The sequence below is a fragment of the Paramesorhizobium leguminum genome (assembly GCF_003217235.1).
Lineage (GTDB): Bacteria > Pseudomonadota > Alphaproteobacteria > Rhizobiales > Rhizobiaceae > Paramesorhizobium > Paramesorhizobium leguminum.
Window position 1 is genome coordinate 1 of record NZ_QJTF01000001.1, and the last position, 19626, is coordinate 19626.

The following is a 19626-nucleotide window of genomic DNA, read 5'->3' on the forward strand; positions in this document are numbered from 1 at the left end:
AGGCCTCACGCCTTACGAGTTCATCTGCAAAATCTGGAAAACAGAACCAGAGAAATTCAAAAGAAACCCGCTCCAGCAAATACCGGGACTAAACACCTAGAAAACGGTTTACATTATCAGACATACGCGCCTCCTGATTCAGAGGCAGAGATATGTGCTAAAGCGCGCCAGCGCAAGGCGGGAGTGTAGCACCGGCGCTTGACTTGTTCCCGATTTGGGAATACAATGCGAGTCATGCAGATAATCGCGAAATCAACGCTGCGGATGTTTTGGGATAAATATCCGCATGCGGAAACCCCGTTAAAAACGTGGCATGCGATTGTCAGCAAAGCGGAATGGCACGGCCCCGCCGACGTCAAGGCGATGTTCGGAACGAATGTCGATTTCATAGGCGATAATCGCCTGATTTTCGATATTGCCGGCAACAAATACCGTTTGATCGTGCATGTGGCTTATCCTTTCAGGCGCGTTTTGATCAAGTTCATCGGCACACATAAAGAATATGACAGAATAAACCCGGAGACAGTCTAATGAAGGACATTCGAGCCATCAGAAACAATGACGACCTGGCATGGGCGGTTGCAGAAGTATCGCGGTATTTCGACAATCTTCCTGTCCCCGGCAGCGAGGATGCTGAGCGCTTCGATATTCTTTCGGACCTGATTGAAGCCTATGAAAACCGCTACTACCCAATCGAGGCGCCAGAGCCGATCGAGCTTCTGAAGGCCCATATGGAAATGACGGGGAAAAGCCAATCCGACCTTGCAAATCTCTTCGGTTCCCGGTCGCGCGCTTCGGAAATTCTGAACAAGAAGCGGGCCCTCACGGTCGACATGATCTACAAGCTAACCAAGGAGTGGGGCATTCCCGCCGAGTACCTCGTTGAGCCGTATCATCTGATTGCCGCCTAGCATCATCCTGAAGGGCTGGAGCGGGTAGCGGGAATCGAACCCGCACGTACAGCTTGGGAAGCTGACAGGCTACCATTACATCATACCCGCAAGGCGCTTCTCTAAATCATGCCAGCGGGCTGCTCTTGTCAAGCAGCGAACCCAAGCTCTCACCGAAAATGTTTCGAAAGCTTCAGCCCCTGCGCCTGATAGTGCGAGCCCAGATCGGCGCCGTAGAGCGCTTTCGGGCGCTCCAGCATGTGTTCGTAGATGAGGCGGCCGACGATCTGGCCGTGCTCCAGGATAAACGGCACTTCATGGCTGCGCACTTCCAGCACCGCCCGGCTGCCCGTGCCGCCGGCGGCGGTGTTGCCGAAGCCCGGATCGAAGAAGCCGGCATAGTGAACGCGGAACTCGCCGACGAGCGGATCGAACGGCGTCATCTCAGCGGCATAGAGCGGCGGCACGTGCACCGCCTCGCGCGAGACGAGGATGTAGAACTCGTCAGGGTCGAGCACGAGTTCACCGCTGCCACGGTCATAAATCGGCTCCCAGAAATCGAGCAGATCATGCGCGGCGCGCTTGTCGACGTCGACGACACCGGTGTGATGCTTGCCGCGATAGCCGACGAGCCCGTCCTTGCCACCGGTCAGGTCTATGGAAAGCGCGATGCCGCCGCCGGAGATGTTGGGCGTTTCGGATGCCACCAGCGTTTCCGCCGTATGGAGCGCGAGAAGCTCGACCTCATCCAATTGGGCGCGGCCCTTGCGGAAGCGTATCTGCGACAGGCGCGAGCCCGCTCGGGCCACGATAGGGAACGTTCGAGGGCTGACTTCGAGATAGAGCGGGCCGTGATACCCCGCCGGCACCTTGTCGAATTCCTGCGCGCCATCGACGATGACGCGGGTGAAGATATCCAGCCGCCCGGTCGAGCTTTTTGGATTGGCGGAGGCAGACAGATCCGCGGGCAGCGCGAGGCTTTCCAGAAGCGGGACGATATAGACGCAGCCCGTCTCCAGCACCGCGCCCGCCGTCAGGTCGATCTCATGCAGCTTCAGCCGCTCGAGCTTATCGATGACGGGCGTGCCGGGGCCGGGCATGAAGGATGCGCGGACCCGGTAAGCCTTCCGGCCCAGCCGCAGGTCGAGGCTCGCCGGCTGGATCTGGTCCGGGTCAAGCGGTTTGGACGCGGCAAGCGCCCCGCTCTCAAACAATGCGCCGATATCCGCATCGGCCAAAATCCCTGCGTTCCGTCTCACCATACGCACCTCACTACACTCTTGCCTGCAGGCGACGCCAGCCCTCATGGTTCGAGGCTCCGCTTCGCTCCGCACCTCACCATGAGGGCTGGCGTCGCGCAGCCGCTGGCTCTTCCTCATCCTGAGGTGCGGAGCGTAAGCGAGCCTCGAAGGACGAGGGAGAGCCATGCATTCGCAGCACAATTAATTGCATCAACCTTTAGCGCCCTGTCCGATTGACGCAAGGCATCAAGAGGACTAAAGCATTCTTATCCCGTGGTGATTTGGCCGGCCGGCTTGCAGCCACGTTAAAGAATTCGCTAAAAAAGGCCGAGGTCCCAGGACCGGCCTTTTGCGTTTTCGCGAGGCCGGTTTTTTATTGGCCGCCCGATCACGGATCAAGCGGTCAGGAGGTAGGACAGATGACGAAGAAGACAGCACGCAATTTGCGCCCCGCAACGCAGCTCATCCATGGCGGCACGCTGCGCTCGCCCTTCGGCGAAACGTCCGAGGCGATCTTCCTGACGCAGGGCTTTGTCTATGACAGCGCGGAGGCGGCGGAAGCGCGCTTCAAGGGCGAGGAACCGGGCTTCATCTATTCGCGCTACGCCAACCCCACCACCGACATGTTTGAAAAGCGTATGTGTGCGCTGGAAGGCGCGGAGGACGCGCGCGCCACGGCCTCCGGCATGGCGGCGGTGGCAGCCGCCATCCTGTGCCAGGTCAAGGCAGGAGACCACGTGCTTGCCGCGCGCGCGCTGTTCGGCTCCTGCCGCTATGTCATCGAGACGCTTTTGCCGAAATATGGCGTGGATTTTACGCTGATCGACGGCTCGAAGGTTGAGAATTGGGAACGGGGCATCCGCCCCAATACACGGGCGCTGTTCCTCGAAAGCCCGACCAACCCGACGCTCGAAGTGGTTGACATCGCCAAGGTCGCGCAAATCGCCACTTCGGTGGGCGCAAAGCTCATCGTCGATAATGTCTTCGCGACGCCGATGTTCCAGAAGCCGCTGGAACTTGGCGCCCATGTTGTCGTCTATTCCGCGACCAAGCACATCGATGGACAGGGCCGCTGTCTTGGTGGGGTGATCCTCTCCAACAAGGAATGGATCGATGAGAACCTGCATGAATATTTCCGCCATACCGGGCCGGGCCTGAGTCCGTTCAATTCCTGGATATTGCTCAAGGGCCTCGAAACCCTGCCCTTGCGGGTCAAGCAGCAGACGGACACCGCGGGCAAGCTCGCCGATTTCCTGGCGGAGCATAGACAAGTCGCCCGCGTCATCTATCCCGGACGCGCCGATCACCCGCAGGCGGACATCATCGCCCGGCAGATGAGCGGTGGCTCGTCGCTGATCGCTTTCGACCTGAAGGGCGGCAAGAAGGCGGCCTTCGCCTTCGAAAACGCGCTGGAAGTGATCCTGCTTTCCAACAATCTGGGCGACTCCAAAAGCCTCATCACGCACCCCGCCACCACCACGCACAAGAACCTTTCGGAGGAGGCGCGCGCCGAAGGCGGCATCACTGACGGGCTGCTTCGGCTTTCCGTCGGGCTCGAAGATATCGACGATTTGCTCGAGGATATCGACGTAGCGTTGCGGGCCGCAGAATAGAGCTTTGAAATTCAGTCATTGACGAAAGCGCTAAGCTTCGCAATATCTTCTCCCGGAAGACATTCGGGGGGAGATATCAGTGTATCGTGCAACGACAAGTCAGATCGAAGTGGTCGTCGAACCCTTTTATCTGGAAGAGCAATCTGAGCCGCATGAAAATCGGTATGTGTGGGGTTATCGGGTAACAATCGCCAATAATTCGCCGGAAACGGTGCAATTATGCTCCCGTTATTGGCAGATCACCCATGAAAACGGTTATGTAGAGGAAGTGCGCGGCGCGGGCGTGGTCGGCGAGCAGCCGGTGCTCGACCCAGGCGATTCCTATCAATACTCCTCAGGCTGCCCCTTGAGCACGCCCTCGGGCGTAATGGCCGGGCACTACGAAATGCAGGGCGAAGGTGGAAGGGCGTTCGAAATCGAAATTCCAGCCTTCTCGCTGGACCTGCCGGACCAGCGGCCGACGCTGAATTAGAGCATGATCCCGAAAAGTTGCAGACTTCCAGGTAAGATCATGCGGCAAAAACAAAGATTTAGAGCGGGATGCCCGATTCAACTTAATTGCATACCGCTCTAGTGTCGGCCAGTTCATCTTGGATTTTGCGCGTTCAAGTTCTTAAAACTTGCATGGCAAGGCGCAAGTAGCTGTATCATTCGGATACAGTTCAAAGTGCCGGTTAATCAAGCCTTCATTTCGCCTGCTTATGATCTCATGGCAAACAGATAAAGGTTTGCCGCATTTTGTTTTAGTGGGCCCATGCATCTTTTGTTTGTTACGTCGCTCGTTCCCGACGGCGAGCCGATGACCGGTTACGAGATCGCCAATGCCGCGATCATAGAGGGTCTTCGCAAAGCCGGGGCGCGCGTAACAGTGATGGGCTTCACCTGGCCGGGCAAACGGCCTTCCGATCCTGATAACACTATTGTGTTGGGCGAGGTGGATGTCCGCACAGATACCGCCGGTCTGACACAGAAACTCCTGTGGCTGCGCCGGGCTGTCGCGGCGGGTCTGACTGTCTCTTCCGTGAAGCTGCGTGTAATCTCCGAGGCGCGCTTGTGTGACGCTATTCGTCAGGTCGGAGCGTTCGATGCCTATGTTCTCAACGGCGTGGCGCTGGCCGGAGCGTTCGAACATGTTTTCAGCGACAAGCCGGCAATCTTCGTAGCACACAATGTCGAGTATCGGTCGGCGCGCGAAAATTCGGACGCGGCCACGAGCTTTGTGCAGAAAGCGCTTTTCGCACGTGAGGCAAAGCTCCTCCGCGGGCTGGAAACCCGGCTCTGCGCCAAGGCGGATTTCGTCTTCACCCTGGCCGAGGACGATGGCAGGACGTTCGGTCTTCCACCGGAACGGTTTGCCGCATTGCCGCTGGTGACGCGCAAGGAAATCACCCCGCGCGCCGTTCCGTCGATGACCCACGATCTCGGCCTGATCGGCACCTGGACGTGGCAGCCGAACCGCATTGGTCTCGAATGGTTCCTCCGAGAGGTAAGGCCGCTCATCGATCCGACGTTTCGCATCGCGGTTGCGGGCGGCACGCCTGCCGATCTTAAATCCGCGTGGGCCGGCGTCGATTTTGTGGGCAAGGTGCCGGATGCGGCTGCCTTTGTCGAAGGCTCAGGCGTTGTGCCGCTGGTCAGCCGGGCGGGAACCGGCGTTCAGTTGAAGACGATCGAGACGTTTGAGCTAGGCATGCCTAGCGTGGCGACGTCTCGCTCCGTGCGCGGCATCGCGGCAGTGCCGGCCAATTGCATCGTGGCCGACGAGCCGGCCGCCTTCGCCGCCGCCGTCAATGCGATGGTCGCCCGGGCAAGGCGGGGCGATCCTCAGCGGCTCGACGGCAAGGCCTTTCATGCCGGCCAGGTACAGAAGCTCGACGCCGCCATTCGCCTCGGACTGGATCGCCTGGATTCGGCAAATTGGAAGGCCGCTGGATGACGCCGAGCGATGATAACCGGATTGCCGGCGCACCCGGCCAGACGACAACGTCTCTCTTGACCCCTACCTATGACGTGCTCGGCATCCCGGTCGCCGCACTCGCCTGGAAGGATGCGCTGGACCTTATTGCCGGTCACATAGAAAGGCGCGAATTTCTCCGTGTTGCCTGGCTCAACGCGCATTGCTCGAATATTGCCGACAGGGTGCCGCGCTATCGGGCCGCGCTCAACGAATTTCTTGTTCTCCCTGATGGCGTGGGTGTCGATCTGGCTGCCTATATCAGGCACGGCAGGAAATTTCCGGCCAATCTCAATGGCACCGATTTCACCCCGGCGCTGATCAGGCACATCGAAACGCCTCTGCGCATCGGGCTTCTCGGTGCCAGGCCAGGGGTTGTGGAGAAGGCGGCCCTGTATTTTGCGGGGCTCGCGCCGCACGATATCAGGGTGATATCGGATGGATTCTTTACATCCGAGGAGGAAGAAGGCGTTTTGAAAAAACTCGCCGATTTCCATCCGGATATCCTGCTCGTCGCCATGGGCGTGCCGCGTCAGGAACTCTTCATCCTCGACAAGCTGACGGAGCGCCACTGTACGGCCGCCTTTGCGGTCGGCGCCTTGTTCGATCTACAGACCGGTACGATCAGGCGCGCGCCGCCCTGGATCCGCAGGCTTCGCGCCGAGTGGCTCTATCGCCTATGGCAGGAACCGGGCCGCCTGTGGCGCCGCTATATCGTCGGCAATTTCCTGTTTGTCGCCCGCCTTATGCGGGAGCGGCTGTCAGGGAGAAACAAGATTTCCTCCAATGCTGATGGAGAAGCATGAAAACCGCCATCGTCACTGCCAGCTACGCCAGGGATTTCGAGCGCTGCCGCCTGCTTTGTGAAAGCATCGACCGCTTCGTCACTGGCGCTGAAAAGCATTATCTCCTCGTGGCCGGACACGATGTGGCGCTTTTTCGCCGGCTCGCTGGGCACACCAGGGAGGTGATCGATGAACGAGACCTGCTGCCGTCCTGGCTCCACAATATCCCCGACCCGACGGCGTTTTTCCGCCGGCGCGTATGGCTGAGTACGCACACGCCGCCGCTGCATGGCTGGCACGTGCAGCAACTCCGGCGTATCGCCATAGCGGAGAAAGTACAGGAAACGGCCTTCCTCTATTGCGATTCGGACGTCGCCTTCCTGAAGCCGTTTGCTCTTTCCTCCCTTTGGCGGGGCGAAGCGCTCAGGCTCTATCGGCGCGACGGCGCGTTACCCCTCGACAGCGGGCTCGGTCATGAAAAATGGCATGCCAATGCGGGCTTCGCGCTTGCCTTGCCGCCGCAATTGTCCGCGCCGCATGAATATATCTCGAACATGGTCCATTGGCGCCGCGACGCGGTCACCTCAATGATCGGGCATATCGAGCAAAGCCATGGTCGCCACTGGGTGGAGGCTATCGCGGCGCGGCGCCACTTTTCCGAATGCCTACTCTACGGTCGCTATATCGACGAAGCGCTTGGCGGGCGCGGCCATTTCCACGACGATGTACCGCTTTGCCGCACCTACTGGTTCGCACCCGCCCCGACGGATGAGGAGTTTCGCGCCTTCGTTGCGGATATGGCGCCGGAGCAGGTGGCGGTGGCAGTCCAGTCCTTCATTGGCGTCGATACGGACCATATCCGCAGGCTCATCATGCACTGATCACACACGTGTCGCCGGTTGCCTCATGCCATGGGAAGTAAGCGCCAATGACAGGAGGTAGAGCGCGGCATAGACCCCGTTCAGCCAGATCACCCAGGCGTCGTCCGCGCCCAAATGCGTGAATAGAAGCCAGATGAGGAGACCCTTCGCAGCCGTGAGCACGGCAAGATTGAAGGTGCGTAAAGTCGATTGCCCGCGAGCGTAAAGCAGTTCCGCCTGATATTCGGTCAGATTGCGAAAGCCGGGGACGAGGATTGTGAGTGGCAAAAGTATGACGATGGCCGCCATCTTGTCGCCAAGGGCATTGGGAAAGAAGTGTAGAAAGAGCGCCAGCGCCGCGAGCGCTATCGTCGAGATCAGGAATACGCCGCCTTCCAGTCCGGCCCTGATTTTAAGCGAACGCAGCATGTCCGGCGTACGCATCATTCGCTGCACGAGCATCATGTTGAACGAGCGGATGGGAAGCGCGGTGAGATCCATGAGGCGCATGAGGATGGCGTAGATGCCGGCGATGCGTGGGCCGCCGATCGAGAGCACCAGCAGCTTGTCCATTTCCGTCTGTACGTAAAACAGCATTTCCGCGCCTGCCACCGCCAGGGCATCGGCGATGTGGCGTATGTAAAGCGCCGGCGCGAAGCGTAAGCGCACACGCGGATAGAACCGGAGCGCGACAAGAAGCGAAATGCCATTGGCCAGGAAATACCACCACGACCAATGGGCGAGGTCGGTTTTTGCCGAAAAGGCGAAGAGAACGGCGGCTATAGCACGCGCCACCGTGCCGAAAATGACGAGAAAAGCTGCCCGGCCAAAGCGGTTGAGGCCGTTGTTGACGATGATGATGGCTTCCGTCGAGCGCCAGAACAGCGCCTCGGCGGCAATGATAAGCGCGAAGCTGCCAAGATCGATGTCGTTTCCGAAGAAGAGAGCGTGGATTGCCAGAGCCGCGGCGGCGAGGAACGGCAGCGACAGGGCGATTGCCGCGAGATACCCCCCGGTATAGGCTCCGATCAATTGCGGCTTGACCGTGGAAATGCGATAGAGCGGCGATACGAAGCCGAATGACACGAGCCGTGACAGCACCACCCCGGTGGCGGATGCCGTTGCGAAAACGCCGAAATCCCCGATGGAGAGCGTATTGGCAAGCGCGATAAAATAGGCAAGCGAGACGACAAGCCGCCCGACCGATCCGCTGATGGCGGAAAAGTAATCGCGGAAGATACCGGCATGTTGTTTCAACTGGGGTATGAGCAAGAGGGGCTTCCGCGCAATTTTAACGGTTTCTTTTCTATGCGTATTTAGGTTGGCTTAACTAAAGCATTTCCAGCAAAAGTGCGAAGCGGTTTTGCGTCCGGAAATGCGATGAGAACTAAAAGCATTTCCAGCAAAAGTGCGAAGCGGTTTTGCGTCCGGAAATGCGATGAGAACTAAAAGCATTTCCAGCAAAAGTGCGAAGCGGTTTTGCGTCCGGAAATGCCTACATGAAATTGGACCAGAATGGGCGATATCGGATGACGGGTCCGGAAGACGAGCAGAAGAAGCGGGCGGCAAGGCCGCTTCTATCGTTTATAGAAAAGCCAGCCCCGGAAGAAGAAGGGGAGGGTCGCCGTGCGACCGCGTCTGAAGCCCGTCGCGAGGCCGAAATGGATCGTCGTCGTGTGGCCCACGAACGGCGAATGGCGGAACTGGAAGCCCAGGTCCGCGAGGCGGAAGCGCAAACCGATGCGTCCCGGCCTGCGGATGATACTAAAGCCCGGAAGGCTGAGGAAACGCGAATTCTCGAGGAAATGGCCGCCGTCGAGGCGGATTTGCGCGCGCGACTCGGACCCGGCGAGGTACGCCCTTCATCTCCCCCGCCAGCCACGGCGCCATCCCGGGCCGACGCTCCAAGCGCGGAGCTTGCCCGCTATGCAAGGGGCACGCCGCGACAGGAAAACCAGGATGACGAGTGGAAGCCGTTGGTAGACCCGCGTGTGGTGCTTGATGCTATCCGCCGTTCGCGCAACCTGATTATCGCGACGACGCTGCTGGGTGTTTTGCTGGCGGCCGCCTATGCTCTATCGCTTCCGAAAATGTATGCCTCAACGGCGGATCTCCTGATCGACCCCCGAAGCCTTCAGACGATTGGCCGCGATCTGACTCCGGATCAGCTCCCGTCCGATGCCTCGCTTGCGGTGATTGAAAGCCAGGCTCGCCTCATCGATTCCGCGAGTGTGCTCACCCCGGTCATCGAACAGGCCGGGCTCCTCAAGGACCCCGAATTCAATGGCACGTTGAAGAGCGCCGGCGTCGCGGGCTTCATCGCGTCCATTCGTAACGTCTTGTCTGTCGGCGGGGAGCAGGACGCGACGACTCTTGAGACGAAAGTCCTCAATAATCTGCGCAAGAGCCTGACGATTTCCCGCGATCCCAAGAGCTTTCTCGTCTCGGTTACAGTGAAGACACGGGAGGCTGAAAAGTCGGCTCATCTCGCCAATATGATCAGCGATGTCTTCCAGAAGCAGCTGGGCGCCGCCGATGCTCAGCTTGCCAAGCAGGCCACCGGTGAGTTGTCGGCGCGTCTTGCGGGGTTGAAGGCGGGTGTCGAGAACGCGGAAAACGCGGTCCAGAAGTTCAAGGCTGCGAATGATCTGGTCGATGTGCAGGGCAGGCTCATCGATGACGATACGATTGCCAACCTCAACAACCAGCTCAGCGCCGCGCGCGCCGAAACCATTCGCCTCAAGGCGCGCGCGCAATCGCTGCAGGGAACCACGGCGGACAGCCTGTTCACTACCGGCCTGCCTGAGGGGCTGAATTCCAGCGTCATCACCGCCTTGCGCTCGCAATATGCTGCGGCAACGCAACAGGCGGATGGGTTGGCGACCAAGCTCGGTCCCCGCCACCCCCAATTGATCCAGGCACAGTCCCAAGCCGCGGGGCTGCGCCGCCAGATTGAGGCGGAACTGGCCCGCATTCGCAATTCCATCCAGATCGATCTGCAACGGTCTACCCAGCAGGAGCAGGATTTGTCGGCGCGTCTGGCGCAAATGAAGGTCAAATACGCAGGAAACAATGCGGATATGGTCAAGTTGCGCGAGCTGGAGCGCGAGGCGAGCGCCCAGCGTTCAGTCTACGAAGCATTCCTTCTACGCGCGCGCGAAACCGGTGAGCAGCAGGGCATCGGCACCGCCAATGTCCGCGTGATCTCGGCCGCCCGCCCGGCGCTCGACCCGCTGGGACCGTCACGCCGGACCCTCGTGCTGGCGGGGCTGGTTCTCGGCCTCCTCGCCGGGCTTGGGCTTGCCATCCTGCGCGGCATTTATGCGAGCCTTACAGGCGGTGGACGGGGGGAACCAGATGACGGCGATGATGCTCATCCATTTTCGCCGGAAAGCGGAGAATCCCGCCTTGCCGCGGCCAAGCGACGGGCAAGAGCAACCTGAATCGAGCAATCTATTTGGCCTTGGCACCGCCCCTCATCCGCCTGCCGGCACCTTCTCCCCGTAAGAGACGGGGAGAAGGAAGAGGTGGCGACGCCTATGCCCCCCTCGCCCCGTCCTTACGGGGAGAGGGTAAGGGTGAGGGGCAAATTGCGCTGTTGTCATTCGATAAACAGCCGATTATTGCAGGGCCTACTTTTCCATAGGAGTTGCGAATGGCTGAGGTAATTGACGGCAAGCTTATTGCCGAAGATGTCGTGGGCAAGGTGAAGCTGGCGACAGCCGAACTTGTTTCCGAAACTGGCGTCGTACCCGGCCTCGCCGTGGTCATCGTCGGCGAAGATCCCGCAAGCCAGGTCTATGTCGCCTCCAAGGGGCGCAAGGCGGAGGATTGCGGCTTCCATTCCGTGCAGCACACGCTCGATGCAGCGACCTCTGAGGATGAACTCGTGGCGCTTGTCGAAAGCCTCAACGCCGATCCGGCGATCCATGGCATCCTCGTCCAACTGCCGCTACCGAAACACGTTGATGCCGCCCGTATCATCCAGACGATCTCGCCGGATAAGGATGTCGATGGCTTCCATTTCATCAATGTAGGCAAGCTGGGTACTGGCGAGGTCGAGACGGCTTTCGTCCCCTGCACGCCCGCAGGCGCGATGATCATGATCGAGCGCGTTCATGGCCGCGATCTGTCAGGGCTCAACGCGGTGGTCGTCGGCCGTTCCAATATCGTCGGCAAGCCGATGGCCAACCTGCTTCTGGCGGCGAACGCTACGGTTACCATCGCCCATAGCCGCACCAAGGATTTGCCGGCGCTCGGCCGCACTGCCGATATTCTGGTGGCCGCCGTCGGGCGTCCGCAAATGGTGAAGGGCGATTGGGTGAAGCCCGGCGCAACCGTCATCGATGTCGGCATCAACCGCATTCCCGCGCCCGAAAAGGGCGAGGGCAAGACGCGCCTTGTTGGCGATGTGGATTATGTGGAAGCCGCAAAGGTGGCAGGCGCGATCACCCCGGTTCCGGGCGGCGTCGGGCCGATGACGATTGCGATGCTGATGGCGAATACGTTGAAATCGGCTTATCGCGCGGCGGGGAGGGTAGCGCCGAGGTTTTAATCTGACCGCAGTGCGCTTCCTCTCACCCCCCTTTGCCCTGCCGGGCATCTCCCCCTCAAGGGGGGAGATTGGCTGACACGGTCTGCGTCGCCTATTTTGCAACACCTGCGATTGGTGCCGAACTTCTATGAAGGCCTAATCTCCCCCCTTGAGGGGGAGATGCCTGGCAAGGCAGAGGGGGGTGAGAGGAAGCGCACTCCCGCTCGAAAGAATAGTACCCTCAAAACACCGAAGCCCCCTGATCCGCCCGCCCCGCAAACTGACGGAAGGCCGCAAATAGCTCTCGGCCCGTGCCGAATTCATTGGCCGAAAGATCAACCTTGTCCATCTCCCGCCCAGCAAGCTCACCCGCACCAACCAGCACTTCCAGCGTCCCCGCCACGGCATCGAGCCGCACGATGTCGCCATCCCTGACCTTGCCGATCATGCCGCCATCGAGCGCTTCCGGCGTCACATGGATAGCCGATGGCACCTTGCCCGAGGCGCCCGACATGCGACCGTCGGTGACGAGCGCGACGCGGCGGCCACGGTCCTGCAGGATGCCGAGAACCGTGGTCAGCTTGTGCAATTCCGGCATTCCATTTGCCTTCGGCCCCTGAAACCGGACGACGGCGACGAAATCGCGATCGAGCTTGCCTGCCTTGAAAGCCTCCTGCAGCGCGGCCTGGCTCTCGAAGATGAGGGCGGGGGCTTCGATCACATGCCGCTCCGGCTTTACGGCGGAAATCTTGATGATGGCATTGCCCAGATTGCCGGTCAGTACCCGGATACCGCCCGAAAGCTGGAAGGGTTGTGTGGCGGGCGCAAGCACCTTCTCGTCGCCGCTTTTGGCCGGCGCGGGCTGCCGCGCGACTTGGCCCACCTCGTCCAGCATCGGCTCGATGGCGTAAGGCCGCAGCCCTTCGCCCCAGACGGTGCGCACATCCTCATGCAGGAGGCCGACATCGAGCAGTTCGCGAATGAGGAAGCCCATCCCGCCCGCCGCGTGGAAATGGTTCACATCGGCAAGCCCGTTCGGATAGACGCGGGCAAGCAGCGGCACCACGTCGGAAATCTCCGCGATATCGCGCCAGGTGATCCGGATGCCCGCCGCAGCCGCCATGGCGATCAAATGGATGGTGTGGTTGGTCGAGCCGCCGGTGGCGTTGAGGCCGACGATGCCGTTGACGATGGAGCGCTCGTCGATCATCTCGCCGATGGGCGTATATTCATTGCCGAGCGCGGTGATGGCGAGCGCGCGCTTCGCCGCTTCCTTGGTCAGCGCATCGCGCAGCGGCGTGCCCGGATTGACGAAGGAGGCGCCGGGCAGATGCAGGCCCATGATCTCCATCAGCATCTGGTTTGAATTGGCCGTACCGTAGAAGGTGCAGGTGCCCGGTCCGTGATAGGACTTCGATTCCGACTCCAGCAGTTCGGCGCGGCCCACCTTGCCTTCGGCATAAAGCTGGCGGATACGCGCCTTCTCGTCGTTCGGCAGACCGGTGGTCATCGGCCCCGCCGGTACGAAGACGGCGGGCAGATGCCCGAAAGTCAGCGCCCCGATCATCAGCCCCGGCACGATCTTGTCGCAGACGCCGAGATAGACGGCGGCATCGAACATATCGTGCGACAGGCCGACAGCCGTCGCCATCGCAATCACGTCGCGCGAGAACAGCGACAGCTCCATGCCCGCGAAGCCTTGCGTGACGCCATCGCACATGGCGGGCACGCCGCCCGCCACCTGCGCCACGCCGCCCGCCTCGCGCGCCGCCTGCTTGATGAGCCGCGGAAAGGTCTCGTAAGGCTGGTGCGCCGACAGCATGTCGTTATAGGAGGTGATGATGCCGAGGTTCGGCGCCACGTCGCCGGCAAGGTCCGCCTTGTCCGTCGGCCCGCAAGCTGCAAAGCCATGGGCGAGGTTGCCGCAGCCGAGGAAAGAACGCGCCGGCTTCTTCGCCGCCGCCTGCCGAACACGGTCCAGATAAACGTCACGCGTCGGCTTCGAGCGCTCGCGAATGCGGTCGGTGATATCGAGAATTCGCTTGTCGGCGGACATTTTTATTCTCCTGAAAGCGGTTCAGTTCTTTCCCTCCCCCTTGCGGGGAGGGTGGCCCGAAGGGCCGGGTGGGGGTGGTGCAGAACTGAGCACAACCGTCTTCACCCCCATCTGCCCGCTACGCGGGCACCTTCCCCGCAAGGGGGAAGGAGGGAGCTATTTCTCAAGCCCAATACACCTGCACTGGCGTCACCGCATGGTTCAACACCGCGCGGATCGGCATTTCGGTTTCCGGTCCCGGTTCCAAGGCCCGCTCAAGCACTTCCCGCTTGGCAGCGCCTTCGATATGCAGGACGATGAACCGGGCTTCCGCGATCACCGGCAACGTCAAAGTCAGGCGCGGCTCTCCCGCACCCTCCGCCTGCATTGGAAGAACCAGTGCCTTGCTCCCAGGGTCTATCGCTTCTGCTAGCCGATCTCCGCCGGGGAAGAACGAGGCTGTATGTCCATCCGTTCCCATGCCGAGAATGACAACATCGAATGGCCGGGGAAGGTCGTCAATGCGGGCGTTCGCCGCAATTGCCGCCGCTTCCGCCGTGGATGCCGGGGAATAAAGGCCGACGAATTTCGCCTTGCCCGCATTGTCTTTCAGAAGATGCTCATGGACCAGCCTCTCGTTGGAACGGCCGCTTTCCGGCGAAACGAAACGCTCATCCACCAGCGTGACCGTCACGCGGGCCCAGTCGATATCCTGCTGCGACAGGGCCTCGAACAGCTTGACCGGCGTCGTGCCGCCGGAAACGGCGAGCACCGCTGTACCTCCGGCGCGGACGGCATCGCCGAGGCGCACGGCGACTTGCGAAGCAAGCGCCGCCGCCAACTCCGCTCCATCAGCGAAATCATGCCATTCGACTGTCACGGCGAGCCGGTTCACAGGCTGTCATGCCAGGTGCGGCCGTCGCGCTCGATAAGCGCAATCGCTCCGGAAGGCCCCCAGGTGCCGGCGGTATAGCCCTGCGTCGGCTGGCTATTATCTTCCCAGCCTTCGAGAATGGGGTCGATCCAGCGCCACGCCGCCTCCACTTCGTCACGGCGCATGAACAGCGTCTGGTTGCCGCGCACCACGTCCATGATGAGCCGCTCATAGGCATCCGGATTGCGCTCGTGAAAGGATTCGGCAAAGCTCATGTCCAGCGGCACATGGCGCAGCCGCATTCCGCCCGGACCCGGATCCTTGATCATCAGCCATTGCTTGACGCCCTCGTCCGGCTGCAGGCGAATGACAAGCTGGTTGGGAAGGATGCGGCCGGCTCCCTGGTCGAAGATCGAATGCGGGATGGGCTTGAAGGTGACGACGATCTCGGAAACGCGCGCGGCGAGCCTCTTGCCGGTGCGCAAGTAGAAGGGCACTCCCGCCCAGCGCCAGTTTTCGATCTCCGCCTTGATGGCGACGAAGGTTTCGGTGTTGCTGGTGTGGCCTTCGAGCTCGTCCAGATAGCCCTTCACCGGGCCGCCCGAGGATGCGCCCGCACGGTATTGGCCGCGCACGGTATATTCCTCGACATTGGCGGGGGTGATCGGCTGGAGCGAGCGAAGCACCTTCACCTTTTCGTCGTGGACGGCATTGGCCTCCAGCGAAGAGGGCGGTTCCATGGCGACCAGGCAGACCAGCTGCAGGATATGGTTCTGCACCATGTCGCGCAGCGCGCCCGCCTTGTCATAATAGTCCGCGCGGCCTTCCAGCCCCACCGTTTCCGCCACCGTGATCTGCACATGGTCGATATGGGCGGAATTCCACAAGGGCTCGTAAAGCACGTTGGCGAAGCGCAGCGCCATCAAATTCTGCACCGTCTCCTTGCCGAGATAATGGTCGATGCGGAAAATCTGGTCCTCGCGGAAGACCTTGCCGATGGTGTCGTTGAGATCCATCGCTGACTTTAAATCGCGCCCGATCGGCTTTTCCACGATGATGCGGCTGTCCGGCGTGATCAGGCCATGGGTTTTCAGATGGCTGGCGATATCGCCGAAAAGCGCTGGGCTGACGGCGAGATAGAAGGCGCGGATGCGCGCGGGCTTCTTCTCGATAAGTGTCTTCAGCGCATCCCAGCCATTGTCCGTTTTCACATCGACGGGGACATAAAAGAGACGGGCAAGGAAGGTTTCCACTTCCTTGTCGTCGATTTCTTCCGGCTTGACGTGCTCCTGAATGGCTGCGCGGGCAAAGGCCCGGTATTCCTCATCGCTCATCGACGAGCGCGAAACGCCGATGATGCGGGTCGGCTCGGAGAGCTGCCCGGCGCGCTGGCGCTGATAGAGCGCTGGGATCAGCTTGCGCTCCGCAAGGTCGCCGGTACCGCCGAAAACGATGCAGTCAAAAGGCGCTACCGGGATGATCTGGCTGGTCATGGCTTGTCTCTTCCATTGGAATGCTGGGGCACGAGCCGGAAAATAGAGGTCTAAATCGACCTGTACAAGCGATATAATCTAATCGATTTAAGGTCGCCAGTATCATTTCGGTGAAGGAGGTTAAATCCTGTCCACCAGCGCATACCAGGACATCGCCAAAAACAGCAGTGGCGCGCGCAGGCTTCGCCCGCCGGGGAAGGGGGGAATATTCAGTTCCTCGAAAAGCTTCAGCCGCTCCCGGTTTCCCGCCACCGTCTCCGCATAGAGCTTGCCCATGAAATTGGCGAGCATCACGCCATGGCCGGAATAGCCGCCGATGGAGATGACGTTGGGCATGACCTCGCGCACGAAGGGCTTGCGCGGCATGGTGATGCCGACCGAGCCGCCCCAGGCATGGGTGATCTCGATATCCGCCAGCGCGGGATAGATCTCGGCGATCTGCCGGCGGATATGGGTGCTTATCTCGCGTGGATTGTCGGCGGTATAGGCCTCCCGCCCGCCGAACAGCAGCCGATCATCCGCCATCCGGCGGAAATAGCGCACGACGAAGCGGGAATCGTCCACGGACTCGCCGCCGGGCAGCACGGAACTGTCCTTGTCGAGCGGCACGGTCGCGCCGATGAAGGAGCGGATCGGCATGACATGCGCGGCGCTGACGGGTTCGAGCGTCCCGCCATAGGCATTGACCGCAATCAGCGCCTTTGCGGCGGTCACGTCGCCCTTGTCCGTCGTCACGGTGACGCGGCCATTCTCGGAGCGGATACCGGTCACCTGCGTGTTCTCGAAGAGGCGCGCCCCGGCCTTCGCCGCCGCCTTGGCCGTTCCCACGAGCAGTTTCAGCGGGTTGATATGCCCCGTTCCCGCATCATAGGTGCCCCCGAAAAAGCGTTGCGAGCCGACCCGCTCCGCCGTTTCTTCAGGAGGCATGAAGCGGATATGCGGATAGCCGAAGCGCGAAGCCATCAGTTCCGCATGGTCCTGATAAAGCTTCACATAGCGCGGCTTGTGCACCACCGACATATGCCCCGGCACATAGTCGATATCGATCTGGTGCGTATCGGCAAATTGCAGGAGATGCGCCTTGGCTTCTTCCGCCAGGTCGAACAACGCCTTGGCGCGGGTGAAGCCATATTCCGCCTCCATCTCCTCCGCCCAAGCGCGCTGCCCGGTGCCGAGCTGGCCGCCATTGCGCCCCGATGCCCCATCCCCAAACCGCGCCGCATCGAGAAGCACGACATCCACCCCGCTGGCGGCCAGATGATATGCGGCGGAAAGGCCGGTATAGCCGCCACCGATAATGACGACATCCGTCTGCCTGGAGCCGTCCAGCGCCGGATATTGCGGGCGTTCAAGCAGGCTCGCCTCATACCACGAGACGCCGGGGGAGATGGGGGATTGGTAGGGCATGGAAGGGCTCCGCCTTAGGGGAGTAAGGGAATAGGGGAGTAAGGGAATAGGTTAGGGTTCCGACAGTTTCCGAATGAGGAGCCGTAGCAATTTGCCGACGCTTTCACTCATCACCATAATTGGTGCAATCGTCTGTTTTTGGCTGAAACCCAATCTCTCGGCAATGAGCAGGTGCGTTTCCACTTCCTTTAGTGAGCCTTGGGCAATACGCAGAAATTGCTGATAGGAGCCACGGGTGTCACGTCCATAGCCTTCCGCAATATTGGCCGGGACAGAAACAGCTGCCCGGCGTATCTGGCTCGTCAACCCATAGATTTCCTCGCGCGGCCAGCATTCGGTCGATTTATATATGGCAGTCACCAGTTCCATTGCCTGCTGCCATGCCAGAAGATCGCGATAAGAATTGATTGCCATATGTGCCCCCGTATATTCTCCCCTTACTCCCTTACTCCCTTACTCCCTTACTCCCTTACTCCCTTCACACATTAAGCAGCAAAAACTCCCGCTCCCACGGGCTGATCACTTCCATGAAGGTCTCGAATTCCGCCCGCTTGATCGCGGCGTAGGTGGTGACGAACGCGCTGCCGAGGATTTCGCGCAAGTCCTCGTCATCCTCGAACAAGGCGGCGGCTTCGATCAGCCCGCGCGGCAGTTCGATTTCATCGTCGTTGACAGTGGTTGATGCCGGCTGGTCGGGCTTGATTTTCTTCGTCATGCCGATCAAACCGCAGGCGAGCGATGCTGCAAGCGCCAGATAAGGATTGGCGTCGGAGGAGGGGATGCGGTTTTCGACGCGGCGCGAAGAGGGATCGGAGCGCGGCACACGGAAGGCCGTGGTCCGGTTGTCATAGCCCCACTTCACATTGACCGGCGCGGAAGCCGCCTTGGTCAGCCGGCGATAGGAATTCACGTATGGCGCGAACATCACCAGCGCATTCGGCACATGCTTCTGCATGCCGCCGATGAAATGGTAAAACGCCTCGCTCTCGCTGCCGTCCTCTTTGCAGAAGATATTGCGCCCCGTCTTCTGGTCGATGATGGACTGGTGGATATGCATCGCCGACCCCGGCTGCCCCTGGATGGGCTTTGCCATGAAGGTCGCGTACATCTCATGCTTCAGCGCGGCCTCGCGGATGGTGCGCTTGAACATGAACACCTGATCCGCCAGCTCCACGGGGTCGCCATGACGGAGATTAATCTCAAGCTGCGCCGCTCCCTCTTCGTGGATGAGCGTGTCGATCTCCAGCCCCTGACCCTCGGAGAAATGGTAGATGTCGTCGATCAGCTCGTCGAACTCGTTGACACCAGCGATCGAATAGCCCTGTCCGCCGCCGATGGCGCGGCCCGAACGGCCGACCGGCGGCGTCAACGGATAGTCCGGATCGGGGTTCTTGCGAACAAGATAGAATTCGATCTCGGGCGCCACGACAGGCTTGAGGCCCAGCCTGTCATAGGCGGCAAGCACCCGGCGCAGCACGTTGCGCGGGGTAAACTCGACGGCGCGCCCGTCCTGATGCACCAGATCGCAGATCACCTGCGCCGTCGGGTCGCTTTCCCACGGCACGACGCAAAGCGTCGAAAGATCGGGCAGGAGCTTCAAGTCACCATCGTCTTCGGGATAGGAAAAGTCGCCGCTATCCTCCGGATAATCGCCGGAAATCGTCGCCATGAAGACGGCGGAGGGGAGGGCGAGCGAGGTGTTGGAGGTGAATTTCTTCGACGGCATCATCTTGCCGCGCGCCACGCCGGCCTGATCCGGCGTGATGCACTCGATATCCTCGATATCGCGCCAGGCGAGCCATTCCGAGACTTCGCGCCAATCCTTGACGCCACGAAGCGATTTGACAAATTCAGGCGTTCGGCGTTTCTCAGGCTTCGCCGGTTTTTTTATATTGGCAGGCATCAATCACCGAAAAATTGTTTCGTCACGTGGTGATGAT

General features: G+C 60.6%; 16 protein-coding genes, 1 tRNA gene, 2 pseudogenes and 1 riboswitch. Of the genes and pseudogenes, 10 read left to right on the forward strand and 9 right to left on the reverse strand.

Features of this window, described 5'->3' with window-relative positions; genetic code table 11:
* From C7477_RS19105 to C7477_RS00015, 3 genes and pseudogenes are all read left to right on the forward strand, one after another.
* Positions 1-100 (forward strand): annotated as a pseudogene (locus C7477_RS19105) (IS481 family transposase); the annotation flags it as partial.
* A gap of 134 nt (positions 101-234) precedes the next feature.
* A complete protein-coding gene (locus tag C7477_RS00010) occupies positions 235-531 on the forward strand; it encodes a type II toxin-antitoxin system HigB family toxin (protein WP_110747264.1) in 297 nt (98 codons plus the stop codon).
* Complete coding sequence (locus tag C7477_RS00015) at positions 531-911, forward strand: helix-turn-helix domain-containing protein (RefSeq protein ID WP_110747267.1); 381 nt, start codon at positions 531-533, stop codon at positions 909-911. Before C7477_RS00010 ends, C7477_RS00015 begins: the two co-directional genes overlap by 1 nt.
* 16 nt (positions 912-927) lie before the next feature.
* Here C7477_RS00015 and C7477_RS00020 read toward each other — a convergent pair.
* Positions 928-1001: transfer RNA gene (locus tag C7477_RS00020), tRNA-Gly, on the reverse strand.
* 59 nt (positions 1002-1060) lie between these two features.
* On the reverse strand, positions 1061-2152 hold the full coding sequence (locus tag C7477_RS00025) for a 2'-deoxycytidine 5'-triphosphate deaminase (RefSeq protein ID WP_110747270.1): 1092 nt from the start codon (positions 2150-2152) through the stop codon (positions 1061-1063).
* Positions 2153-2394: 242 nt separating this feature from the next.
* Positions 2395-2474, forward strand: a riboswitch (SAM riboswitch).
* Positions 2475-2550: 76 nt separating this feature from the next.
* Here C7477_RS00025 and C7477_RS00030 point away from each other — a divergent pair.
* The 5 genes from C7477_RS00030 (at position 2551) to C7477_RS00050 (ending at position 7364) form a co-directional block, all read left to right on the forward strand.
* Positions 2551-3744 (forward strand): O-succinylhomoserine sulfhydrylase, encoded by a 1194-nt coding sequence (locus C7477_RS00030; protein WP_110747273.1) that lies wholly within the window; start codon positions 2551-2553, stop codon positions 3742-3744.
* A gap of 79 nt (positions 3745-3823) precedes the next feature.
* On the forward strand, positions 3824-4216 hold the full coding sequence (gene apaG / locus C7477_RS00035) for a Co2+/Mg2+ efflux protein ApaG (RefSeq protein WP_110747277.1): 393 nt from the start codon (positions 3824-3826) through the stop codon (positions 4214-4216).
* Between the two features lie 282 nt (positions 4217-4498).
* On the forward strand, positions 4499-5680 hold the full coding sequence (locus C7477_RS00040; RefSeq protein WP_110747281.1) for a glycosyltransferase family 4 protein: 1182 nt from the start codon (positions 4499-4501) through the stop codon (positions 5678-5680).
* Positions 5677-6504 (forward strand): WecB/TagA/CpsF family glycosyltransferase, encoded by an 828-nt coding sequence (locus C7477_RS00045; RefSeq protein WP_110747284.1) that lies wholly within the window; start codon positions 5677-5679, stop codon positions 6502-6504. Before C7477_RS00040 ends, C7477_RS00045 begins: the two co-directional genes overlap by 4 nt.
* Positions 6501-7364 (forward strand): DUF6492 family protein, encoded by an 864-nt coding sequence (locus tag C7477_RS00050; protein WP_110747286.1) that lies wholly within the window; start codon positions 6501-6503, stop codon positions 7362-7364. Before C7477_RS00045 ends, C7477_RS00050 begins: the two co-directional genes overlap by 4 nt.
* Here C7477_RS00050 and C7477_RS00055 read toward each other — a convergent pair whose 3' ends face one another.
* Positions 7365-8615 carry a lipopolysaccharide biosynthesis protein gene (locus C7477_RS00055; protein WP_110747289.1) on the reverse strand — a complete coding sequence of 417 codons (1251 nt, stop codon included), beginning with the start codon at positions 8613-8615 and terminating at the stop codon, positions 7365-7367.
* Between the two features lie 227 nt (positions 8616-8842).
* Here C7477_RS00055 and C7477_RS00065 point away from each other — a divergent pair.
* Both C7477_RS00065 and folD read left to right on the forward strand, forming a co-directional pair.
* Positions 8843-10657 (forward strand): annotated as a pseudogene (locus tag C7477_RS00065) (GumC family protein); the annotation flags it as partial.
* Positions 10658-10998: 341 nt separating this feature from the next.
* Positions 10999-11898, forward strand: a complete 900-nt coding sequence (folD, locus tag C7477_RS00070; RefSeq protein ID WP_110747295.1) for a bifunctional methylenetetrahydrofolate dehydrogenase/methenyltetrahydrofolate cyclohydrolase FolD — start codon at positions 10999-11001, stop codon at positions 11896-11898.
* 220 nt (positions 11899-12118) lie between these two features.
* Here the strand turns inward: folD and edd are convergent, their stop codons facing one another.
* From edd to C7477_RS00105, 6 genes are all read right to left on the reverse strand, one after another.
* Entirely contained in the window at positions 12119-13933 is a 1815-nt protein-coding gene (gene edd, locus C7477_RS00080; protein WP_110747299.1) for a phosphogluconate dehydratase, read from the reverse strand.
* Positions 13934-14096: 163 nt separating this feature from the next.
* Complete coding sequence (gene pgl / locus C7477_RS00085) at positions 14097-14792, reverse strand: 6-phosphogluconolactonase (RefSeq protein WP_110748075.1); 696 nt, start codon at positions 14790-14792, stop codon at positions 14097-14099.
* A gap of 11 nt (positions 14793-14803) precedes the next feature.
* Complete coding sequence (zwf, locus tag C7477_RS00090; protein ID WP_110747302.1) at positions 14804-16279, reverse strand: glucose-6-phosphate dehydrogenase; 1476 nt, start codon at positions 16277-16279, stop codon at positions 14804-14806.
* A gap of 120 nt (positions 16280-16399) precedes the next feature.
* On the reverse strand, positions 16400-17686 hold the full coding sequence (locus C7477_RS00095; protein ID WP_110747306.1) for an NAD(P)/FAD-dependent oxidoreductase: 1287 nt from the start codon (positions 17684-17686) through the stop codon (positions 16400-16402).
* Between the two features lie 51 nt (positions 17687-17737).
* A complete protein-coding gene (locus C7477_RS00100) occupies positions 17738-18100 on the reverse strand; it encodes a four helix bundle protein (RefSeq protein WP_110747310.1) in 363 nt (120 codons plus the stop codon).
* Between the two features lie 64 nt (positions 18101-18164).
* Entirely contained in the window at positions 18165-19589 is a 1425-nt protein-coding gene (locus tag C7477_RS00105) for a glutamine synthetase family protein (RefSeq protein ID WP_110747313.1), read from the reverse strand.
* Between the last annotated feature and the right edge of the window lie 37 nt (positions 19590-19626).